The sequence below is a fragment of the Candidatus Hodarchaeum mangrovi genome, from assembly GCF_975850365.1.
In genome coordinates this window covers 1-21,253 of sequence record NZ_CDLCQJ010000057.1, presented here as the reverse complement: position 1 = coordinate 21,253, position 21,253 = coordinate 1, and the positions used below count along the sequence as shown (strand labels likewise).

The 21,253-nt window shown below is 33.4% G+C and carries 18 protein-coding genes; 11 read left to right on the top strand and 7 right to left on the bottom strand.

Annotation, left to right across the window (positions count from 1 at the left end; translation table 11 throughout):
- Window positions 1–1,538 (top strand): TSCPD domain-containing protein (locus tag ACWVCY_RS05910; protein ID WP_455141106.1); only part of this gene is annotated, 1,538 nt, incomplete at its 5' end.
- Window positions 1,539–1,715: 177 nt separating this feature from the next.
- Window positions 1,716–2,441, top strand: coding sequence for a hypothetical protein (locus ACWVCY_RS05905; protein WP_455141104.1), 726 nt, complete (start codon window positions 1,716–1,718; stop codon window positions 2,439–2,441).
- A 44-nt stretch (window positions 2,442–2,485) separates the two neighbouring features.
- On the opposite strand, the gene ACWVCY_RS05900 is transcribed toward ACWVCY_RS05905, so the two are convergent.
- From ACWVCY_RS05900 to ACWVCY_RS05890, 3 genes are all read right to left on the bottom strand, one after another.
- Complete coding sequence (locus ACWVCY_RS05900) at window positions 2,486–3,061, bottom strand: GNAT family N-acetyltransferase (RefSeq protein WP_455141102.1); 576 nt, start codon at window positions 3,059–3,061, stop codon at window positions 2,486–2,488.
- A gap of 100 nt (window positions 3,062–3,161) precedes the next feature.
- Window positions 3,162–4,232, bottom strand: a complete 1,071-nt coding sequence (locus tag ACWVCY_RS05895; protein ID WP_455141100.1) for a hypothetical protein — start codon at window positions 4,230–4,232, stop codon at window positions 3,162–3,164.
- A complete protein-coding gene (locus ACWVCY_RS05890) occupies window positions 4,233–4,859 on the bottom strand; it encodes a hypothetical protein (protein ID WP_455141098.1) in 627 nt (208 codons plus the stop codon). It abuts the gene before it with no gap.
- Between the two features lie 518 nt (window positions 4,860–5,377).
- On the opposite strand from ACWVCY_RS05890, the gene ACWVCY_RS05885 reads away from it, so the two are divergent.
- Complete coding sequence (locus ACWVCY_RS05885; RefSeq protein ID WP_455141096.1) at window positions 5,378–6,280, top strand: hypothetical protein; 903 nt, start codon at window positions 5,378–5,380, stop codon at window positions 6,278–6,280.
- Window positions 6,281–6,284: 4 nt separating this feature from the next.
- On the opposite strand, the gene ACWVCY_RS05880 is transcribed toward ACWVCY_RS05885, so the two are convergent.
- The gene (locus ACWVCY_RS05880; RefSeq protein WP_455141094.1) at window positions 6,285–6,701 is read right to left on the bottom strand and encodes a hypothetical protein; all 417 of its coding nucleotides are present in this window, start codon (window positions 6,699–6,701) and stop codon (window positions 6,285–6,287) included.
- Window positions 6,702–6,925: 224 nt separating this feature from the next.
- Here ACWVCY_RS05880 and tgtA point away from each other — a divergent pair, with 224 nt between their 5' ends.
- Together tgtA and ACWVCY_RS05870 are read left to right on the top strand one after the other, a co-directional pair.
- On the top strand, window positions 6,926–8,848 hold the full coding sequence (gene tgtA / locus ACWVCY_RS05875; RefSeq protein WP_455141092.1) for a tRNA guanosine(15) transglycosylase TgtA: 1,923 nt from the start codon (window positions 6,926–6,928) through the stop codon (window positions 8,846–8,848).
- Between the two features lie 308 nt (window positions 8,849–9,156).
- Window positions 9,157–10,083 carry a hypothetical protein gene (locus ACWVCY_RS05870; protein WP_455141090.1) on the top strand — a complete coding sequence of 309 codons (927 nt, stop codon included), beginning with the start codon at window positions 9,157–9,159 and terminating at the stop codon, window positions 10,081–10,083.
- Between the two features lie 176 nt (window positions 10,084–10,259).
- Here the strand turns inward: ACWVCY_RS05870 and ACWVCY_RS05865 are convergent, their stop codons facing one another.
- Entirely contained in the window at window positions 10,260–10,982 is a 723-nt protein-coding gene (locus ACWVCY_RS05865; RefSeq protein ID WP_455141088.1) for a PIG-L family deacetylase, read from the bottom strand.
- 617 nt (window positions 10,983–11,599) lie between these two features.
- On the opposite strand from ACWVCY_RS05865, the gene ACWVCY_RS05860 reads away from it, so the two are divergent.
- The 6 genes from ACWVCY_RS05860 (at window position 11,600) to ACWVCY_RS05835 (ending at window position 19,212) form a co-directional block, all read left to right on the top strand.
- Window positions 11,600–12,304 carry an ADP-ribosylation factor-like protein gene (locus ACWVCY_RS05860; protein ID WP_455141087.1) on the top strand — a complete coding sequence of 235 codons (705 nt, stop codon included), beginning with the start codon at window positions 11,600–11,602 and terminating at the stop codon, window positions 12,302–12,304.
- 311 nt (window positions 12,305–12,615) lie between these two features.
- Window positions 12,616–14,502 carry a urocanate hydratase gene (locus ACWVCY_RS05855; RefSeq protein WP_455141085.1) on the top strand — a complete coding sequence of 629 codons (1,887 nt, stop codon included), beginning with the start codon at window positions 12,616–12,618 and terminating at the stop codon, window positions 14,500–14,502.
- A gap of 51 nt (window positions 14,503–14,553) precedes the next feature.
- Window positions 14,554–15,018 carry a hypothetical protein gene (locus ACWVCY_RS05850; RefSeq protein WP_455141084.1) on the top strand — a complete coding sequence of 155 codons (465 nt, stop codon included), beginning with the start codon at window positions 14,554–14,556 and terminating at the stop codon, window positions 15,016–15,018.
- A 24-nt stretch (window positions 15,019–15,042) separates the two neighbouring features.
- Window positions 15,043–17,880, top strand: a complete 2,838-nt coding sequence (locus tag ACWVCY_RS05845; protein WP_455141083.1) for a VWA domain-containing protein — start codon at window positions 15,043–15,045, stop codon at window positions 17,878–17,880.
- A gap of 18 nt (window positions 17,881–17,898) precedes the next feature.
- The gene (locus ACWVCY_RS05840) at window positions 17,899–18,762 is read left to right on the top strand and encodes a hypothetical protein (RefSeq protein WP_455141081.1); all 864 of its coding nucleotides are present in this window, start codon (window positions 17,899–17,901) and stop codon (window positions 18,760–18,762) included.
- A 3-nt stretch (window positions 18,763–18,765) separates the two neighbouring features.
- Window positions 18,766–19,212: a hypothetical protein gene (locus ACWVCY_RS05835; protein ID WP_455141080.1), complete on the top strand. Its 447-nt coding sequence runs from the start codon at window positions 18,766–18,768 to the stop codon at window positions 19,210–19,212.
- Between the two features lie 60 nt (window positions 19,213–19,272).
- Here the strand turns inward: ACWVCY_RS05835 and ACWVCY_RS05830 are convergent, their stop codons facing one another.
- Both ACWVCY_RS05830 and ACWVCY_RS05825 read right to left on the bottom strand, forming a co-directional pair.
- Window positions 19,273–20,028, bottom strand: a complete 756-nt coding sequence (locus tag ACWVCY_RS05830) for a hypothetical protein (RefSeq protein WP_455141078.1) — start codon at window positions 20,026–20,028, stop codon at window positions 19,273–19,275.
- A 164-nt stretch (window positions 20,029–20,192) separates the two neighbouring features.
- Window positions 20,193–21,253 (bottom strand): hypothetical protein (locus ACWVCY_RS05825; protein WP_455141076.1); only part of this gene is annotated, 1,061 nt, incomplete at its 5' end.

The window sequence follows — 21,253 nt, the reverse complement described above, 5'->3', positions numbered from 1 at the left end:
TTGGTCAAATAGAGGCAACTAATCCTTGCGGGGAGCAGCCTCTTCTCCCCTATGAGTCGTGCAATTTAGGATCGATCAATTTAAGCCATATGGTTCAAATTGTAGAAGGTAAACCATTTCAATTCACCATTGATTATACTAAATTAAAACAAACAGTCCGGCTCTCTGTTAGATTTTTAGATAATGTTATTGATGTCTCTACATTTCCCCTTTCAATTATTGAAGCGATGACAAAGTCGAATCGGAAAATTGGTCTTGGAGTGATGGGATTTGCTGATCTTTTAATCAAATTAGGTATTCCTTATAATTCAGAGCAGGGTATCCACACTGCTCGAGAGATCATGCAGTTTATTCATACAACTGCAATTGAAGAGTCGATGCGACTAGCTGAAGAGCGGGGTTCATTTCCAAATTTTGAAGGAAGTATTTCTAGCGAAAAATATCCTATGATGCGTAATGCTACTCTTACCACTCTAGCTCCGACTGGAACTTTATCAATAATCGCTGGATGCTCCAGTGGAATTGAACCTTTATTCATGTTAACCTATGAACGACGTGTTTTAGATGATGATATATTAGTTGAGGGGTACCCATTTTTTGTCCAAATCGCAAAGCATTACGGATTTTATACAAAAACTCTAATGGAAAAGATAGCACAAACCGGTTCATTAAGTTCTTTTGAAGAAATTCCAACCAATATCCAAAAGATATTTGTTACCGCACACGACATTTCTCCTGAATGGCATGTTCGTATGCAAGCCGCCTTCCAAACCTCAGGTGTTGATAATGCGGTGAGTAAGACAATTAATTTTCCTGAAACAGCCACTAAAGAGGAGATTGGTCGAGCTTATATGTTAGCTTATGAACTAGGATGTAAAGGGCTAACAGTTTACCGTTCTGGGTCACGAACTTACGATGTTTTATCCAAAAAAGGTACAAATGAAATTAAAACAGAGACAATTCCTTCCTCAAAATATGACGAAACCACCCCCTCAATTCGTAAAACCCCTCGGTACAGACCCGATATAACACGAGGCGTAACAGAGCGGGTACGTGTTGGCTGTGGTACTAATCTCTTTCTAACTATCAATGAAGACGAGGAAGGACTTACCGAAATATTTCTTTCCTTAGGAAAATCTGGAGGCTGCGTTGCTTCACATGTTGAGGCGATTGGACGCTTGGTTTCTCTTGCTTTAAGAAGTCGTATTGAACCCATGGAGATCGTTGACCAATTACGTTCTATTCGTTGTCCCTCGCCCACATTTAGCTCTGAAGGACCTATTTTGTCGTGTGCTGATGCAGTTGCAAAAGGTATAGAGAAATTTCTTTCTCAATTTAGCCAGAATGGAAATGGAAAGTCAAAAGAGTCTAATGAAAATACTCTGAATACAACTAAAGTGAATAATTCACCTGAAACTGTTTTCCTAACGCATACTACCTCTGGACTTCGTCCTGAATGTCCAGAATGTGGTAATATAGTCGAACATGGTGAAGGTTGTGTTCTTTGTCGTGTATGTGGCTATTCAAAGTGTGGGTGAGATAGTGTGATGGTTTAAATCATGTTTCTTACTGAGAAAAAGGATCTCATTCCATATTCTAAAGTAATAATCTTCAATTGAGAATTATGTTGCATCTGTTTGCACTTAATGATAATTTTTAATCTCTGAATTCATAAATAGCTTCACAATCAAATTTCTCTAGAAGGTTATTATTTCTTGTCAAAAACCATTGTACAGATAGGAATCATTATTGTAGGATTTATTTTTGTCAGTAGTTTTTTGATTGGTTATATATTGATGAATAATACTAATACTGACTCCATCAGTGTTGAAATAGTGACAAAGAGCATTAATTCCTGTCCTGAAAATTTTGCGTGGTTTGTGGTAAATATATCAAGTAATTTACCACAAAAAATTCCAGAGATTTTCATTTCAACGAATGTTTCAATTGAACTTGAATCTAAAATCTGGACTCAAACGACTCCTTCAGTGCTTGAAGTTTTTCTTTTTCCTAATCAATCTCATATCGGTCAAACTATTCAATTAAAAGTCACTGTTGGTAAAATATCTGATATTGCAATTCTAAATGTTTGGGATTGGGGTGATTCTGAGCAAACACAAGCTTATGAGAAACTAGCTCCTTTTATCAACTATTTTGCACAAAATAAAACTCATTTCAACATTAATGCTACCACTCTTTGGGAATTATCATGTAATGATGCTGGTTTACTTATTGTTGAACATTATTTGTTTAAAAGTGAAATGTGGGAGTTAGAACTCTCTTGGCATGTCATGATTCCTCCGTATGATTGGGTTCATGTGTATTTACGACCTAGGGTAGAAATTAAACCGATCTGGGGGGGGACGATTGAATCTTGGAATCTTTCTAGTAGTAAAGTTATAGAAACTACCCCTCCTGATCAAATTTTTCGACCCCAATGATTTTCTTATTCTTCTCTAGAAATAAAGAATCAGGCTAGATTATTTCATTTATCATTTGGAAGAATCAGTCCCATTGAAATTAGATCATCAAATTCGCCATTCGGATAAAGCCAACGTTTTTTATGAACACCCTCATCATTAAAACCACACTTAGAATAAACATGACGTGCAACGATATTCTTGGCGCATACTTGAAGTTCTAATTTCTTTAAATTTGGTATTGAACTAGCTATCTTAACTGCTTGTTGTATCAAAAAAGTGCCTATCCCAATATTTTGATATGGAGGCAAGACAGCTAGTCCCATCATCGCTACATGAGCCATTCTAACCATCTGTTCAAAGACTAAAGAGACATTTCCAATAAATGCAGAAACAGATCCAAAAACATTAACTTTTAAAGCGTTCAGAGGTAGTACACTTGTAAAATCCAATCCTTTATCCTTTGGATACCATTGATCAACAAGAGCTTCGGTCACAGGAGGAATATATTGATAGAATTCTTCTGGTGCATTTTTATATCCTTCCCAAACCAATTTTTTATCCTGCATCCGTGCTGAGCGTACTAAAACAGTTATCCCTTTAAATTCTCTTTTTTCTGAATAATTTTCCAGAACTACCATATTATATACCTCTTTTGAAACGATAGGATCATAAATTCAAATATGAGTTAAAAAAAATTTTCTTTTGTACACTAGTTGTGATAAAAAATTAGCATAAATCTCATCGAAGACTCAATGGTGTATTACAGTTTTGACAGACTGATGATTCTTCTTCAAGAATCTCATTTGTAGCTCCACACGAAAAACATGCGGTAAATATTTTTTTAATATTAAAATTACCAAAGGTTCCTTGACCAGAAATAACTGAACTTTCTGCTCTTTCTTTCATTTTCAGGAAAAGTGGATTTCCTAATTCTTCCAAGTTCTTTATAGTATTCTTAAAATCTTCAAGGGTAGAACGTCGTTTTTTCTCCAGTTCCATTTCCAAATAATAAGCTTCGCGCTGTTCTGGACTCATTCGTGCAATGTTTTGTAATTCTTTTAAGCGATTATTATATAGATTACGTTGAGAGATGGAAAAATGTTGTAAGACATCTAAGGATATCTCTTTCAATTCTTGCAAAGTCATGGTAGAGAAATCTAATGCTGTTGGATCCGCTGTTTCGTTGTTAATTAAGGGAATTAAAGAAGGAGGTGGGGGAGGAGGAGTATTTGTATATATTGGAATAGGAGGAGACGAGGGTCTACCCAACGATCCTAGAGCTGCTTGACTGAGTCTTGATTGAAGATCTTTTACCTCATTCTCAAGTTCATCAATTCGCAATAAGAGAGGTGCTAATTTTTCATCAGACACAGAATCAATAAGATGTACTTTATCTTCTATGAGTTCCTTTTTATTATGACATTCAAAGCAAATTCCATTAATAAGTTCATCTTTAAAAACACCATTTCCACAAATATGACAAGGTCGGATTAATGAACCAAGCTGTGAAAGAATATCACTATTATTTAGATCAAAACTTGTTAAATGACCTTTTGGAGGTTGAAAATCTGGTCTTTGTTCTCGAATTTCAGATAAATCGAAGTCTATGTTTTTGAATTGATCTAAAATATCATCACTTAAACTCATAAAAGATGTTTCAGATTTATTTTTAGAATATTGAACAAATTCATTATCAGCTTCAAGATTAGGTGAAATCTTACTCAGAGTATCTAAAATAGTTTCATTTCCATCCTCTAGAATATCAATTGTCTCTAAAACAGATGTAAGAAATTTCTTTTCCTCAGACAATTATGTACCCTCCTTTATAGATCCAGATTTCTTTTCAAAAAATCCTGCCCTAGATAGAAATGAAATTGCAATTTTTCTCTCTTCTAAATTATCAGGATTTTGCGCTGCAGATGCAATGATATTCAAAAGCGATCTTCCCTTCTCAAAATTTGGGTGAAGAATATAATCAAACATCTCTTTCAAGAATTGGGAAGAAGAAAGATTACGAGATTTGGATTCGATTGAGATACGGGGGAGGTTTTTCCGAATTGTAGTGAGGATTTCTGGATCAATTTCATGATTTGGGAAAATCCCAAAATGATCACGAGAAATTCTATACCCCTCTTTATAAGCAGATTCTAACCAGTTTTCCCAATAATTCTCATTCTTTATACCTATAAACCGATAATGGTGTGTAGAATTAAGACGGGACATGAGAATATCCACAACCTTCACACCTGGAGGAGTGGGTATACCCGCTTTACCTAAAATAATACGATCCGCAAAACCTCTTGCTCTGTTACGTCCTAAATTACTGAGTTTTCCTATTTCTGTGACTGAAAGAGGTCTATGGGCACTGAGGAGAATTTCTAACATCTTCGGGTCCGTTTGGTACTTGTCTCCTCGTGGAATAGCTTTGACCTCCAAAAAATTTCGTGATAAACGAATGATATTTCAATTAAAAAATATACTTATACCTTGCGGTTTTTGTTGATAAAAAAGAATAAAAACCAAAAAAAACGTATTAAATTCAAAATAAATAGTTGTACCTCAATGTATATTAATATACTTTGATATATTTTTCTTTAATGCAGTTCATCTCCTATTTATTCGTCATTTGAATGATATCCTCAAAATCTAAAATAATGAGGAATACCCTTCAATATCCTCTTCCAGAGTTCAGATGGAGTTTAAATCTCAGAATTAGAATTTTAACCTAGATCTCTCTTTGATACCAAAAAAGGAGTAAACAGCTTTAGTTTGTTATTATTTCAATAACTGAATTGTTAAATGATTAATAGGTTAACCATGAAAAGCTGAAAAAGTAATAATGCCGATTTTCCTATCCCTCTAGAATTTCTGTTTCTTAGGACACGAAATTTGGTAAGATTTTTATGAGATTCATTGTTTATTATTTATTGGATGTTGAAAAAGCGGTTTGGTAAATGAAGTGGACTGAAAGAGAAGCACCTAAAGCAGCGATGGCTACACTGAATCTTGTCTCAGGTATAACACTCTGGAGTGAAATGATTCGGGATCGCAGAGAATTTTGCCTTAATAAGTGTCAAAATAATAAAGTAGTGAATATGCTTCGTCCCAAATGTACTGAACGCCGTTATTTAGATGTCCTATTACTTTCTCGTGAAACAAAAAAGAATATGCCCCTTTTTTGCTATTCTCAGCGTACCAAAGGTTTAATGCGATCCTTCCAAGAAAATGAACCTTTAAGTCCTGATGTTTACATCTATATTGATGATTATTGGAAAATAATTCAAGATAAGCACTCAACTACTCGTCAAACTGCATCTGATTTCTTAAAACGAACACTGATCAAAGGAAGGGAAGTTTTACCAATGGGAAGTGATCAATTAATTGATACTCACCTGATTCGAGATCAGCTCTTCCTACTTTGGCCTAAATTAGATTTATGTCTGGTAAATGCTCAAGAAACCAGTATTCATAGTATAAAAATGTTTCGTTCAATTTGTGAGGCATTAGCAGAAGCTTATGGTTTGGAAATAATAATAGACATCGATAGAGACAATATTGAATTGCGATTTGAAAATCTAAGTTTGAAGAAACCAGAAATCGTTGAATCAACTCTTCAGATATCTCCTTTTTTCACAGGGTTTTCCACTTCGGAAATTTGGGCTGAAATTCAACTTCCAGATGAATTTGTTGAAGAAGAACACGAGATAAAAGTTAAAGACTTACATTTAGTGTTTAAAACAGTTTTAGAAGCTATAGAACTAGTCAGTGAGAGTGAAAAGACCTCTGTGGTAGTAAATGAACCTTCAGGATTAACATCTGTTCCGAAAGAAAAAGATCGTGAAATTGTTCAAAAGTAATAAATTAAAAGTCAATATCTGATTCAACTGGAGCATTAAAATATTCAAGGACTTCTTTCAGGGAGACTTGTTTCTGTTCACTTAAAATTCGAGCCATTGCCATCGCAGCTTCTTTCCATGGTTCATCAATGCCATCTTGGATAGAAAGTTTTCTTACTTTTTCTCTCTCAGCCTGTAATTCATGTTTTAATTCACGATTTTCCAATTCTAACTGCTTTATATGAGACTCTAATCCTCTAGGATAATTTTCAATTGTAGGCTCTTTTTTCCAGTAAATATTCATTCTACCAATTTTTTTCCTTTGAAGAGTACCTTGATCTACAAGTTTTTCAAGAGTATTGGTATTCGTTGAGATACCTCTTTTCAAAAGTTCTGAGTAAATAAAAGGCTCATTTAGTGCTATAATCTCTTTAATTGACATTTCAAAATCAACATTTTTGAATTTTTATGATTAAAGAATCAATCGACAATATTTTTCGTGCTAATTTATTTTCTTTCCTTCATCGTATTATTTTCAAAGGATGACCTTATGAATTAAGCATAAAACCTTAGAATTAATATTAAAAGCCTTTCTAATGTAATTATTAATTCCATGGGAATTTTTTTTCTTTATAACCAGAAAAATATTAATCATGTGTGAATAATGTGTTCTCAATTCGTAAAAAAGACGGTCTTGCACGAATCGGTACCCTTAATACTCCTCATGGGAAAATAATAACTCCATGTTTGTTGCCTGTCTTGAATCCTAACCGTCAATTAATCAATCCTTCAGAGCTGGTTAAAACTGGAGCTGAAGCCTTTATTACAAATGCCTACCTCCTCTATCGTGACATTGAAAACCGTCAAAAAGTTTTAAAACATGGTTTACATGAATATATAGGATATTCTGGACCTTTAATGACTGATTCGGGAGCATTTCAATTAATGGAATATGGGGAAGTGGATATTACAAATATAGATGTAACAAAGTTTCAAGAACAGATAGGAAGTGATATAGGAGTTTTTCTTGATTCTCCAACGAAAGGTGGAACTCATGATGAATATCTTGAGGCTTTGAATATCACTCTTAAAAGAGCTGAAGAACATATCCAAAATCGCGATCAACAAAGTTCAACCCTTTGGGCTGGGCCTATTCAGGGAGGTGCTTTTCCTGATTTAATTGAAAAATCCTGTTTGAAAATGCGTGAAATGAATTTTTCTATACATCCAATTGGATCTGTTGTCCCATTAATGGAACGTTATGATTTTGAAAGCGTTTTCAAGATGGTTCTTACAGCTAAAAGAAATTTACCTTTCAATAGGCCAATACATCTCTTCGGAGCAGGTCATCCCATGATTTTTGCTATTGCTGCCTTCTTAGGAGTAGACATGTTTGATTCTGCAGCCTACATTTTGTATGCTCAAAAAAACCGTTATATAACTGTTTTTGGTACTAGTTATCTCGAAAGTCTACAATACTTTCCTTGTTCATGTATGGTTTGTCAATCCTATACAGTCAATGAAATAAAGGACATGAACCAAGAAGAAAGAACCATTCATTTAGCTAAACACAATTTAAACGTAAGTTTTGAAGAGATTCGGCGAATTAGACAAGCAATATTAGAGGGTAGAATGTATGAGCTGGTAATTTCTCGTGCAATGAACCATCCTTCATTAACTAAGTTAATTGACATCTTATTATCGCCAGAAACTTCTAAATTTATAGAACCATATGAGCCAACTTCTAAATCACGAGCTTTGCTCATAACCCACCCCTCATTAGTAAACCAACCTTTATTACTTCGATATCAGGATCGTATATTGGAACGGTTTTATGTTTGGAGTCCAATTCTTTTAATTGGACAGGATTTTCAGAATCTACCATCCTCAGAATCTTACCAAGTTATTCGTCTATCTCCCATATTTGGAATAATTCCTGATGAACTTAAGGGTGTTTATCCATTAGTCCAACACGAACGTGTCCCATTAGCTTTCTCAACTGAAATTATTCAATTCATTAAGAGTTTTTTAAAAGAATATAGAAATAGATTTCAGGAAATTTACATTCATCCATCAGTTAATTTAAAACTCGATGAATTTGATTCTTATCAGATTTTTGATGGAAAAAAACAAAAAAAAGCTCAAGACTTCAATAGTTTATGTGCAATTTTAGATTATCATTTTGGAGTGGGGACTCATAAATTAATTGATAAACAAACATTGAATATTGAACGATCACGGAAAACAGGAATTTTAAGAAGATTTTCTGATAAAGAAGGCCTATTAGGAACCTTTAGGGCACAAGATTTTTCAATTATTCCCTCTTTGTCCTTTGCCAAGCGATTGCATAATCATATTAAATACCCAAATCGACGTGTCATAGCTGCAGAGGAATCAATTCCATTTATACTTAATAACAAAGATATGTTAGCTAAGTTTGTCACTGATGCAGATCCAATGATACGACCTGGTGAAGAAGTGTTAATTGTTGACCAAAATGATGTATTTTTGAATTTTGGTACCAGTGTCTTATCTGCTCAAGAAATGCTAGATTTTGAAAGAGGAATAGCCGTACAAGTCCGTCGTTAATGCTTCTATTACTCTTTTTTAGGGAAATAAAAAACATGAAGAGGAAGGTTTTATCAAGTAAATTTAAACAAGACTATATGGTCAAAATCCAATCAATTTACTTAATGAATTTAACCCTGACTATAGGAAAAGTTTGATAATACCTTTAGAACTAAATAGAGTATTTAATACGATAATTAATGAATAATATTTACTCAGAAAGTGATTATTCATAACTTTAGCTGGAAGTATTCAGCTTAAATTTCTGTTATATTTATCTGTAACAAAGAATGGTGTAATAGAGTTATCACCTATAAGAAAGTGATATATTGTCTAGAAAAAGATCGAGAAAGAGTTTATTTGAGATTTCTGAGCAGCCTGAACTCTGGATTTTCAGTAACATATTAGCTGAACCATGGATAGCAAAGAAAGAATTAAATTTACCAGTTTTTATGAAAGAAGTGAATATCCCAGTTTCCCTTCCTTCAGGAACCTGCATTCTAAAAGTAGAAACTGATGGCTCACAGGGAAAAGTCATTTCAATAGTTATTGCACACCAATCTAAGATTCAGTTATTTCAACTAATGACTCCATCTGATTATCTTCAATTTCAGAAAAAAGTGCTTAATTACTTTAAAGAAATATATCCTGATAATTTTGACTTTTATAGTTATTTTAAAACCTATTACAGCTCGAAATTCCGAGAGTTAGGGATTCAAGCACTGATTGGAAATGAAACAGAGATCAAAGATTTATCAGATTATGGGATAAAATCGCGTATCCTTCAGCATATTGCTGATCCCATTCAAGGATATGAAGTACCACAGTATTGGCGAATTAATGAACAACTAGTGTCCAACATTACCACCAATGCTAGCCATAAAGAGCTAATTAAAGATCTACGGGTTAGAATATGTGATAGATTAGCAAAACATGCAGTAATTGAGGGTTTAAGGTGTGCTATATTGGCATTAAAACATTACGCTGATCTCTTAGATAGTCTAACTTCAGAAAAACAGATAAATCCTTTGGAGGAGTACCAAACTCTAGCTGATGGACTCTATGAACTAGGAGAATATCAAAATTCAGCTATTTTTTACTCAAAATGCTTATCAACATCTGCATTTTCTTCGGAGAGTGATAGTGGCCATATTTTGATTGCACTGAAAGACTCAATAGAACGAATGAAACCCCAAGAATTCTTAGAATATGCTTTATTTGCCGCAAAAATTGCTCAATCATACGAAAGAGAATAAGTATACACTAACTTGTTATATAGATTTGAAGAGAATATAAAAAGCATAAAAAAGACATTTTCCATCCTGAGAGATCACTTTTATTAAGAATAAGGCCTTGGGGGATTCTTCAAGCTAAAGAGTGAATCGATTCATTAGCTGGATGGGATAATCCCATTCCTCCTACTGAATCAACCTTAATTCGTTAACAAATGCTCGAAAAAGTTCATTTGTATTATTTTATTTCCAAAGAAAACTTCACCGTACTTACAACCCGCAAGATTTCCATAATATCGTCCCATACCCTCGATCCAATCTATAATTGGTGGGTTATAACTAGGATGGGCTTTAAACTGAGATTTATATTCAAGGAGAGCTTTTTTCTTTATTGCAAAGAAATCAGAAATATTTACAATGAACTGGAAAGGTAGATTAGTTGGAACTTGCTCTCGTGCTGTATAATAGTAAAAAGACTGTTCAATAAGCCATGGCTTTAATCCACCAAACTTTTTTTCCCATTTAGAAAGACGACTATAAAAGATAGCACTATCAAAAATTAATTGGCTTTGATAATGATCAGGTGATGTTCCAGGGGTCATTCCGATCATTCCCACAACAATTCGTGGTCTTGTCTCCCTAAAAAGTCTAGCTAGCTTCATCCGAGCCTCTATACTATCTAGGAGTTCACGGTTAGGAAGGTCCAATAGAAATCGATCCACCCCTAAAATACGGGCAGATTCATTTGCTTCTTGTATTCGAACTTCTGGATTTTCATTGAACGGAGTTGGTTCACCATCTGTTAAATCTATGATACCTACTCGATATCCTTTTTTAGTAAGTAAAGCTAAAGTGCCTCCACATCCAATCTCTGCATCATCGGGATGTGGGGATATTGCAATTAAATCATATAAATAAGACATAAGTAAATTCCTTTCTTGCCAATAAATCAAGAAATTCCAAGGTACTAGTTAATTATTTCCTAATTTAGAGTTTTCATGATTACTCTTGATGAACAGAAAATCTTTAAGACTAATTAATATTAATTAATATAAGATTAATCATAGAAACAGCTTAAAATCCATGATTCCTCCTGAAAAGATCAATATTGTTTAAATACATCCAATATTAAGAAATTCTTTGAAATACCGATCAAGTTGAATAATTGGCTGATTATGTGAAGTATTAGAATATGGGGTCACTTTTTTTCTATATTATTATTTAATATTAGTTAAATTATTAGTTTCAAAGGAAATTAAATAAAACTAATACAAAGTTAGATAAAATTATTAGATAATTCCCTTTTTTCAAACAATAAGAGTTGTAAGACCTGATGTTATTATATTAAAGTTGTTTTTGTGATTATAGAAAATAAGTCTTTATTAGAATAGCCTTTTTAAATTATAGGGTTTTACATTTTATGATGGTGTGATTATGTTCTCGTGTTCGATAGACCCTCTGTTTCCACAGCATGGTTCTCCTAGGATCACTCCTCTTTACCTATCTCTATCCTATCTAGTTTAAGGGTTGTTTTTCATCATTGAGTCAAGAAGAATTAGTTTTTGAAGAATCGCAGCAGGGTATTAAAATTGTTTTCTGGGGGCCTACTTTAGCGGGAAAAACCACTGCGTTAAGTTTATTTCATGCCATAAAAAAGAAAGAAGATCCTGAATCTGTCTATAATTTCTTGAAACTCGAAGATAAAGCAACTGAGCGTACTATTGGTTTTGACCAAGCTACCTTCGGTCTTGGAACTGGAGGTAAAGGGTTTAAATATCATTTATTCACTACACCTGGTCAAGATCGGTTCAAATCCATGCGGAAGATCGTTATCAACGGTCTTCATGGTATGATTGTTGTTATTGATTCTGAAAAAGCTCGTTGGGAGGAGAATAAAGTAAGCCTAAAGGAGTTATTTGATATTCTTGGTGACAAACTATACAGTCGTGAGGTCAAAATGGCGATCATGTTGAACAAGATGGATCTTCCTGTTGATACAAGGATCTCTGCTGCCGATGTAGGACGTCTAATGATTGAAGCTGGGGTTTCTGATAAATTAAGAGATACTTTTGCTAGTACTTTTGAAGTTAGTTGCTTGGAGGCCTTAAATGCTTTAAAAGAAGCTTGGAGTCGTGGTGAATGGAATCCTAAAAACCGTCCCCAACCAGTTCAACGTATTATACAACCTATTCAAATGGTTATTCGGGATATATTAGTATCTGAGCTTCAAAAACCCTCTCAATAGTTTAATATTGTCTAATTTTAGTATTTTTAATATTCTATTAGAATTTTAGGTAGTTTTCTTTATTAAATATGGACTTTCAAAACAAAACTTTTTTTCAAATCTGGTTCGCTAAATTTATAATTTCCGTCTTAGCAAAAATCTAAATAATCATCTCATCGTAATTGAATACAATTTTCAATCCTTTAAAATGTTCATTAGGGATTGACTAGTATCTGAGCTATAGAAACCGTCTCTTTAGATAGTTACTGCTCTAAAAGAATTTTAATAAAATTATTTTAATATCATGAAGATTTTTATCAGGGATGGCGTTTATGGAAAAAACTCGTTTACAAGAAATTCAAACAGGAAAAGAAAAACTTCCCGAAAATGAATTATTGCGCATGGATCTTAAACCTAAGGAAATTCCCCCGCTTCCTTCTGGAGAGAAGGCTTTAGTTCCCCATACAAATGCTGGATGGCAAACAGAAGGCATAATTCGGGCTATTATATCAAATCTCCATAATGGTAAAGATTGGGAACATCTTTTTATCTATGGTGGGAGTGGAAAAGCTTTACGGAACTGGAAGGCCTTTTATGATACACTTGAGTTAATTAAATCACTTAATCCTAATGAAACTTTGTTTATGCAATCTGGAGTTCCTTATGGAAAGATGCTTACCCATCCACTGGCTCCCCGCTGTGTCATTACCAATTCAATTATCGTTCCTAATTGGACTCAATCATTTCAGGAAATGGTTGACGTAGGTTTAACTGTTTACGGTCAAATGACAGCTGGTAGTTGGATATTCATTGGTTTACAGGGAATTATACAGGGTACATATGAAACAATGATGGCAGCGATAAAAGCTGCTGAATCACATACTCATTATCAGAAATTTTCTTCTTTTGAGCAGTTATTAATAGTTACTGCAGGATTGGGATTGATGAGTGGAGCACAACCCTTAGCGATTAAAATGGCTGGAAAAATTGCCCTTGTTGCTGAAATTAATCCTGAAAATTTAGATAGGATGTATAATGAGGGAAGAGATAAAGGAACTCCTTATTTAGATGTTAAAACAGACTCAATAGCTAAAGGAGTAGCATTAGCAAAGCATTTTGCAGAAAAAGGTGAATCACAATCTATTGGTATTTTATGCAATGCTGTTGATTTATTAGGGTATCTTGTAGATCATCAAATTACCCCTCATGTTTTAACTGATCAAACATCAGCACATGACATGCTAAATGGCTATGTACCATGTGGGATGAATTATGCTGAAGCACTGTCTTTAAGAAAAACTGACCCAAAGAAATATAAAGAAAAATCTTATGAAACAGTTGCCAAACATGTGAACTTGATGTTAATTCTACAGGAAAGAGGAGCAGAAACATTTGATTATGGAAATAATATTAGAGCTCAAGCATATCAGATGGGTGTGAAGAATGCCTTTAATTTCAAAGGTTTTGTTCCATTATACATTCGTCCTTTGTTTTGTGAAGGAAAAGGACCCTTTCGATGGGCCGCTCTCTCTAATGATCCTGATGATATCCGATTAACTGATAATTATGCTAAAATGCTTTTTCATGATGACCCTATGCTTATAAATTGGATTGATTTAGCCTCAAAATACATTCCGTTCGAATCAGGACTTCCTGCAAGGGTTTTTTGGGCTGGTTATAAGGGAAGAGCTGCTTTTGGCATGTTATTGAATAAATTATATGCTGATGGTAAATTGAAAGCTCCAGTTATCATAGGTCGTGATCATTTAGATGGAGGATCTGTTGCTAGTCCATATCGGGAAACTGAAGGGATGTTAGATGGCTCTGATGCAATTGGTGATTATGCAGTCCTGAATCTTCTAGGGAATACTATGTGTGGGGCAACATGGACAAGTTATCATGGTGGGGGTGGTGTAGGAGTTGGATACTCTCTCCATGCTGGACAGGTGTGTGTAGCAGATGGAACCCCTATGTCCCAAGAGAAAATCTTTCGTGTTTTGACTTGGGATCCAATGTCAGCTGTCTTACGTCATGCATCAGCTGGATATAAAAGAGCTGAAGAGATCGCTATGCAAAATGAAATCATTCTTCCTGGTAAAACTAAGCAGCTGGAAATGAACTATCACACATTATATCAAGAAATCATTGATTTAGTCAAAGAAAGAACAGGAATAGTCTTATATCCTCCCTTGGAATCAATTAACTTGAAAATACTTTAAAAATTATCTTGGATTGTCAAAATAATAATTTAATGTGGTGAACAAATATTTATGCAACCTACAAGGGCATTGATGGGTAATAGAAATACAAGTTGGGTTTCAAATAATAAGGGAGTGGTTATTTCCTCCTTTTTTGGACTTTTATTCGTGATTATCAGAATATGGATTTTAATATTTGAGGCTTCGATAAGTTCTGCCATTGTGGTGTTAATGGAAACAGTTCAACTAGTCATTCTCTTTCTAGGTTTAATGATTTTTGTATACAACTTTGGATATGTTGTGATAATGCTCACAGTTGATGAAGGGTTAAATGAGGAGGAAAAAAATTTGTTAAAATGGATGATCAAACGTGCAATAATGATTTCTGTATTTTGGTTTGTCAGTGTTTTGAGTTTCTTAATTATTTTTCAAAGAGATCCTTTTTTACTTGCATCAGCCAATTGTTTCTTATTAGCCTCATTATTTTTCTTTATTAGAAAAGGTGAAAATCCTCTTGTTGAGGGCACCTTTGTATAAATATAAAAAACTTGGATATTTGAAATGAACTTATCTGACGGTCTTTCTGGAGTAGAAAAGTGCGTTACTACTTCCGAAACTTTCTCCCGACTCAAAGGTAATGAGCCGTTAAAAATTCTTCTTTTATTACTTGCAATTGACCCTTCAATAGGGGGAATGGTAATTATGGGTCGTACTGGTACTGGAAAATCTTGTTTCTTAGAAGCCTTTAAAGATCTTCAAATTCCCTTGCATAGAGAGGATAAGAACTTTGCACCAATCATTGATATCCCTTCAAACATTTCTTTCGATGCACTTATTGGTACATTAAATCTCCAGTTGAAATTCAGAGAAGGGATTTTCTCCAAAGTGCATAATGGATTTCTTGTTATAGATGATTTTCATTTACTTTCCGAATCTATTGCCAATACTATAATCAATGTATGGAAAACTAAAGAGAATATAGTACATAGATCTAATCTGTCCATAAATCAATCGAGTAATTTTTGTTTACTGATTTCCATAAATAGTAGCTTTCACGAAATTTCAACCGCTGTATTAGATAAATTTGCATTTGTTTACGAAATGAAAGATTTTAATACACTTCAAGAACGTTTAGATATTGTAAATATGAATATAGAACCCATGAAAGATCCTAACTTGTATAAAGAAAAAAATAATCTATATAATTCAATAAATCAAGCACGTAATATGTTATCTGAGGTTAATCTTCCTATATCAAATATTCAATATATTTCTACTATTTGTCAACAAAGCGAAATTCAAGGACATAGAGCAGATATAGCTCTAGCTCGTGGTGCTATAGCATTAGCATGTTTACTAAATCGCAATGAAGTTGCACGAGAAGATATAGATTTTCTTGTTCCTTATGTACTTTCTCATAGATTACCAGAAAGAAAAGAGTCTTTTGAAAATGATATTATTAATATAAATAAAGGAGTATCTCATGATCTTAGAGAAAAAAAAGATCCTAACTTTTCTTCATCACCAATGAGAGCAGAGTCTCCTAAGCGTATCCGAATTATTTTAGAATGGTTTGCTTCAATTTTTGGAATATGCATGACAGCTCTATTTTCATCAATTATCATTACTCAAATAATTACTAGACCTGATTTACTTATCTCCTTATTTAGTGCATTATCATTGTGGGGATTAGGTACCTTTCTTCTTTTAATCTACTTGAAGAAACGTAGAAAGTTAATGAAAGAATATAAAGTTAAAGAAGATGAAAATGTAGAACAAAAACCTGATTTAACCTCATTTTCCCACGTGAAACATTTCCAAATTATTAAATCCGTAAAAGAGGAAAAAAAGCCGTCTAAAAAGGAAGTTATTCTTGATTTAGATGAGGATAGATCTAGAAAAGGCAAATTGTTACGATTTGTTGGTTTAAAGCGTCGACAGGGTTTAATCTCTTTCACGGAGAAACAACGTCTATATGCTAGCCTTTTTGGGGTAATAGTTCTTATTATTAGTTTCTTCATTTTTTCATATTTTATTTCTATCCTCCCAGTAGAATTCTGGATTCAATTAATTATCTTCCTTGTTTCTTTATTTACCATTGGATATATTATACAATCTTTGAGAAAAAATTGGCGAGTTCATCGTGCAGCAGATATTGGTGCTTCAGAGGGGGAATCAAGTCGTAAATTAGATGATAAGGGAATAGGAACACATATTTCGCCTATTGAAAGACTAGATAATGAATCCTTGAACCCTCAAGAGGACTATGGGACAAATTTACTCAATCGATTAGCTGAACTCGATCTTTTACCTAAAAAAAATTTTCAAGGAGTTGAGTTAACAGTACCGCCTAATAATACCTCACTGAGATCAGTTAGAATTATTGCTGATGCTCTCCCAACTCTTAAAACTCGAATTGATTCTCGTAAAAGATCAAAAATGGGAAAGAGAGCAATAAGTGTAACCTCCTTACAATCAGGTCGAGTAATAGGATCTCACCCATTTATTCATTATCCTAAAAATATTCATCTATTAGCTACTCTAAGGAATACAATTATGCGTCAATATCGTGAGAGGGCATCATGCTCTACTAACCGTTTTATTATTAAATTAGAAGACATTCAGGAAAAAACTTTTTGCACACGAGTTTCTGCTACCATTATTTTTGTTCTTGACCTCTCAGAATCAATAGTTAGTACAATAAACGCTGTTTCAAGCTCTGTAAATTGGTTAAGTCGTCAAGCATATTTATATCGTGATCGTGTGGGTATAGTTGTCTTACAAGGAACCCAAGGAGTTATTATACAACCTCCGACTTCTAATTTAAACTTGGTGAAAAGAAAATTAAAAAATTTAAAGGCTTCAGGAGCTACTCCGCTCGCAGGTGGTCTTCAAAAAGCCGTTGAACTAATAAAACTAGATTTAATAAGGAATAAAAATGAATCAATACCTATGATTATTCTAATAACTGATGGAGCAACAAACATACCGTTATTAAAAGATCCATGGACAGGAGTAACTCGTAATACTCCATTAAAAGAATTAAAAGATAGAGCATATTCCATGGCAATTCTTGATTGTCTTGCAATTGCCCATCAAATTAAAAAAAGTAAAATTTCCCTCATAATATTTAATACTAATAGACGAGGAGAACTCATTTTCCGAAAAATTCCAAGAACTCAACAGGAATCAATAATTGATTTTCTTAATCAGTTAATAGTTGAAAGCACCCTATTTCGAGGTAGACGACATATGGATCTTTGGTCCTACACTCTGTTGCGTGCGATGCAGGAAATTACAAGAGGTTTCTTGTATCATCTTACTCGAATAGAGTCTGACTATAATTTAGAAACTTTAAGGATTGCACGAGCAGAGATTTTAGCGAATATAACTAATTAATTGTCGGTCGTGAGAAAATTGGAGATTGAACTACCTAAGAAAGTATTTCGACAAGGCGAAATGATAGATGTGTCAATTAATTTCTCCGCCACAAAAGCTCCACTTCAAGAGGGAACAATTGCTCTCATCGGAAAGGAAAAAACTGAATTTACCATTCAATCAATATTTGGTAAAACAGGTTTTCACCCTGCATGGAGTTTTATTTTACCAAGTCGTCATCAAAAAGAAGAAATAGAGTTTCTTAGACAAACCCATGAAATATCAACTCAAGATGCTCATTGGAATGAGAGTTTAGAAGTCCCTAGAAATGCTATTCCATCATATTATGGGGATAATGGGAAAGTATCGTATTTTCTTGAGATTCTATTAAATTTTGAAGATGGATCAAGTGAAAAAAAGACAGAACAGATCATTATAGATCGGGATTACGAAATTGAAGAAAAAATAGAAATTCTTTCGATTCAAAGTGGGACATTAACAATATGCTATTCCACTCCCTTGCAGGTTGGACGAAAAAACCGATTAAATATTTCAACTCAGAATCTGACCTCCATTAATCCATTACGTATAATTCTAAAGAAAATTGAAACCTACACAGCAAATAGAATTACTATCAACGATGATAACCACAGTTTACCTATTTGTCAATTGACTTTCGATACAGACTTATCCGATACAGAAATTAATTTTGAGATTCCTTCTCGTTATCAACCGAGTTATGAAGGACTTCTGTCACGATGTGAATATTATGTTGAAATCTATTATTTATTAGGTAAGAAAGGAATAACATCTCGTCGTGAACGATTAAAATTACTAACTAAGTTTCAAACCACTATAGAACATCCAGATCCTGGTCTTAAGTCAATTACGGGTGATAAATAACTTATGTTAAGATCTATAGAACCTATCATATCAGATATTATAAAATGGAGTATAATATTAACTACGATTAGTTTTTTAGTATCAATTGTAAGTATTTTTCTTTTTATTGATATTGAACAAGAAAACATTCCGTACTTAACCTTGTTGTCGACAGCAATGAGTAACCTGAATTTTTTATTAGGCTCCCTTTCTTTAGCAACAGGATTAATAATTACATTTTTTAAACCCCCTAATCGTCATTCAGAATCCTCTAGCGAGAAACCCAAGTTCATACCACAATATAAAAACGAAAGAATCAAAAAAAACAATATAAAATCAGTTAAACCTTTTCCGAGCTCACCACCTCTATTTTCGGAACGAGAAAAAAAACTAATATTAACAGGCTTATTCACTATTGGAATTGCATTTGGTATTTGGATAATATTCCTGTTTCTTTACCCTTTATACTAATCAGCAAATTATATCATTGATGATAAAGGATTTTTTCATGTTACTGATTGAATTCTTCCCTTAGATCCCATTCATAGCAGCTAGAACAAGCATAACTGGGATTGGAGATAGAATTAAAGCAATAACGGTAGCATATAACGATTGAAATGCGTCATAGCTTCGTATAAATGTGAATGTAATAATACCTATCTTCAGAAGAAAGAGAATTAATAGAAAATTATGCAGGATCACCTCCAAATAAGAAAGTGCCTCATAATAGATTTGATCATGATTAAATTTAACATAATATGGGGAAATTTCATTTAATTGTGAATCTAAAATGTTGATAATCATGTTTTCATCTAGATGAACTTCTACCCACGAATGCCATTTTCCGATAACCACATAGCTATCATATCCTCGTCGAGTCAATAAGGAAGCTGCAACTAATGCAATTCCATCACAATCATCACCACGGGCTAAGACATCCGAAACAGAAGCACGATGATCCAACGTTATATAATTTGCTATATCATCTGTAAATGGAATTATTCTATCAATGAAAGCTTCTACCGCTTTGATTTCTATAATAAAGTTATTTTTGGTCTTTAATAATAAGGAAATAGATTCATAATTTGCATTAAGATATGCTTCAAATTTTTGGTCTAATTCAATAATTTTTGGGTTATCAGGTTGAATTGTTTCAGTTAAAGCAAAACGATTCATCATTTGATCAGGCCATACTAGAGGGTTTAAGGAAAATCCTGTTAGGAGATATGTTAAAGTCAAGAGTGCAGCAATAGCTAATTCCTTATTAGTAAAAGTTAAGCGGGCCATCTCTAATTTCTCAAAGTTCAACCACAAATCTAAAATTCTTCGTAAGGATTCTCGTAATTACAGAAACTTTTCTTCTTTATATAATCATTTATTTTAGTGCAAAACCTTAATCAGCCAAATTTACGTATAACATTTAAAAAAATTCCAGATAGACTTCTAAGCCATTAGTTTTCTTTTTTCATTTTCGTTTTATCATTCTGGTAGGGAATTTTCTCTAATGCAGCTCGTTTTGATGCAATTACTCTTTCACGGGAACGTAATTCGATTTTTTTCACCATCTCTTTATCTAGCAAATCACGAGTTGGTTGGTTTAAGCTTAATACTTGCATTTTTCCTCTATAATAAACAGTAAGAACTAGAAAAAAAAGCATACCTACAAAAAAGGTTGGATTCATATCAGTATATTTTCCTTTATCTTTAATTTGATTTAAACTGGTATCAAAGCTAAGAAGTGATGTGTGAAGTTTTCTAACAAGTGAGTAAGCTTCTCTGTAGTTCATTTCTTGATATTTCGTTAAAACTGCAAAATAAGAAGCATTATATGAATTAAATAGATTTTGTAAGTCTTTATTATATATTTTATCTTTAGCTGAAACAATAGCTTGATTGATAATTGAACGAGAAGCTTTGAGTAGAATATCTATTTGGCCCCGTTGAATGTTATCAATAGAAAATATACTGAACTGGGAGGAATGCGTATAATAAGACATTACATCATCAATAAAATTACCTACACTCCCGAATTGAAATGTATGCATTAATCCGATTTGATGTCCAAGCTCATGGATTAATGTCTGTGTTAATCCGTGAAATGGTTTGGGATTTGATCGGTTGTCACCAAAAGTGTATTCATAATCATGACTAATTATCGTTAATGGAGAATCAAGTGAATCTCTTAATGCTACCCCTAAAAGACTAGGTTCCAGTCTTGCTTTGTCAGGGATACCAAACAACGCGTCATCAAAGATGAAAGCAAACGTTTTAAAGTGAACGGTATAAAATTGATAATAAGTTTCTTCAAGAAAAGTCCCTGCATTTGAATAAAGTTCCTCATAAATAGGAATTAAATCTACTGCATACTTTCTACCAGATTGATTATTAAATTCTCCCCAAGGGACTAATGAGGACTGTATAATGGAATAAAGACTTGGAATAGTGTTTAATGCTTGAAATTTTACATCAATAACACAATTTATCCAAGGATAAACAGTCTTAAAAGAATTTA

Coding starts and splice junctions, on each gene's coding strand:
- ACWVCY_RS05865 (WP_455141088.1), bottom strand. CDS start 10,982: ATGTCTTATTTATATGATTTAATTGCAATATCCCCACATCCCGATGAT.
- ACWVCY_RS05845 (WP_455141083.1), top strand. CDS start 15,043: ATGAACTTATCTGACGGTCTTTCTGGAGTAGAAAAGTGCGTTACTACT.
- ACWVCY_RS05850 (WP_455141084.1), top strand. CDS start 14,554: ATGCAACCTACAAGGGCATTGATGGGTAATAGAAATACAAGTTGGGTT.
- ACWVCY_RS05855 (WP_455141085.1), top strand. CDS start 12,616: ATGGAAAAAACTCGTTTACAAGAAATTCAAACAGGAAAAGAAAAACTT.
- ACWVCY_RS05885 (WP_455141096.1), top strand. CDS start 5,378: ATGAAGTGGACTGAAAGAGAAGCACCTAAAGCAGCGATGGCTACACTG.
- ACWVCY_RS05830 (WP_455141078.1), bottom strand. CDS start 20,028: ATGGCCCGCTTAACTTTTACTAATAAGGAATTAGCTATTGCTGCACTC.
- ACWVCY_RS05835 (WP_455141080.1), top strand. CDS start 18,766: ATGTTAAGATCTATAGAACCTATCATATCAGATATTATAAAATGGAGT.
- ACWVCY_RS05880 (WP_455141094.1), bottom strand. CDS start 6,701: ATGTCAATTAAAGAGATTATAGCACTAAATGAGCCTTTTATTTACTCA.
- ACWVCY_RS05900 (WP_455141102.1), bottom strand. CDS start 3,061: ATGGTAGTTCTGGAAAATTATTCAGAAAAAAGAGAATTTAAAGGGATA.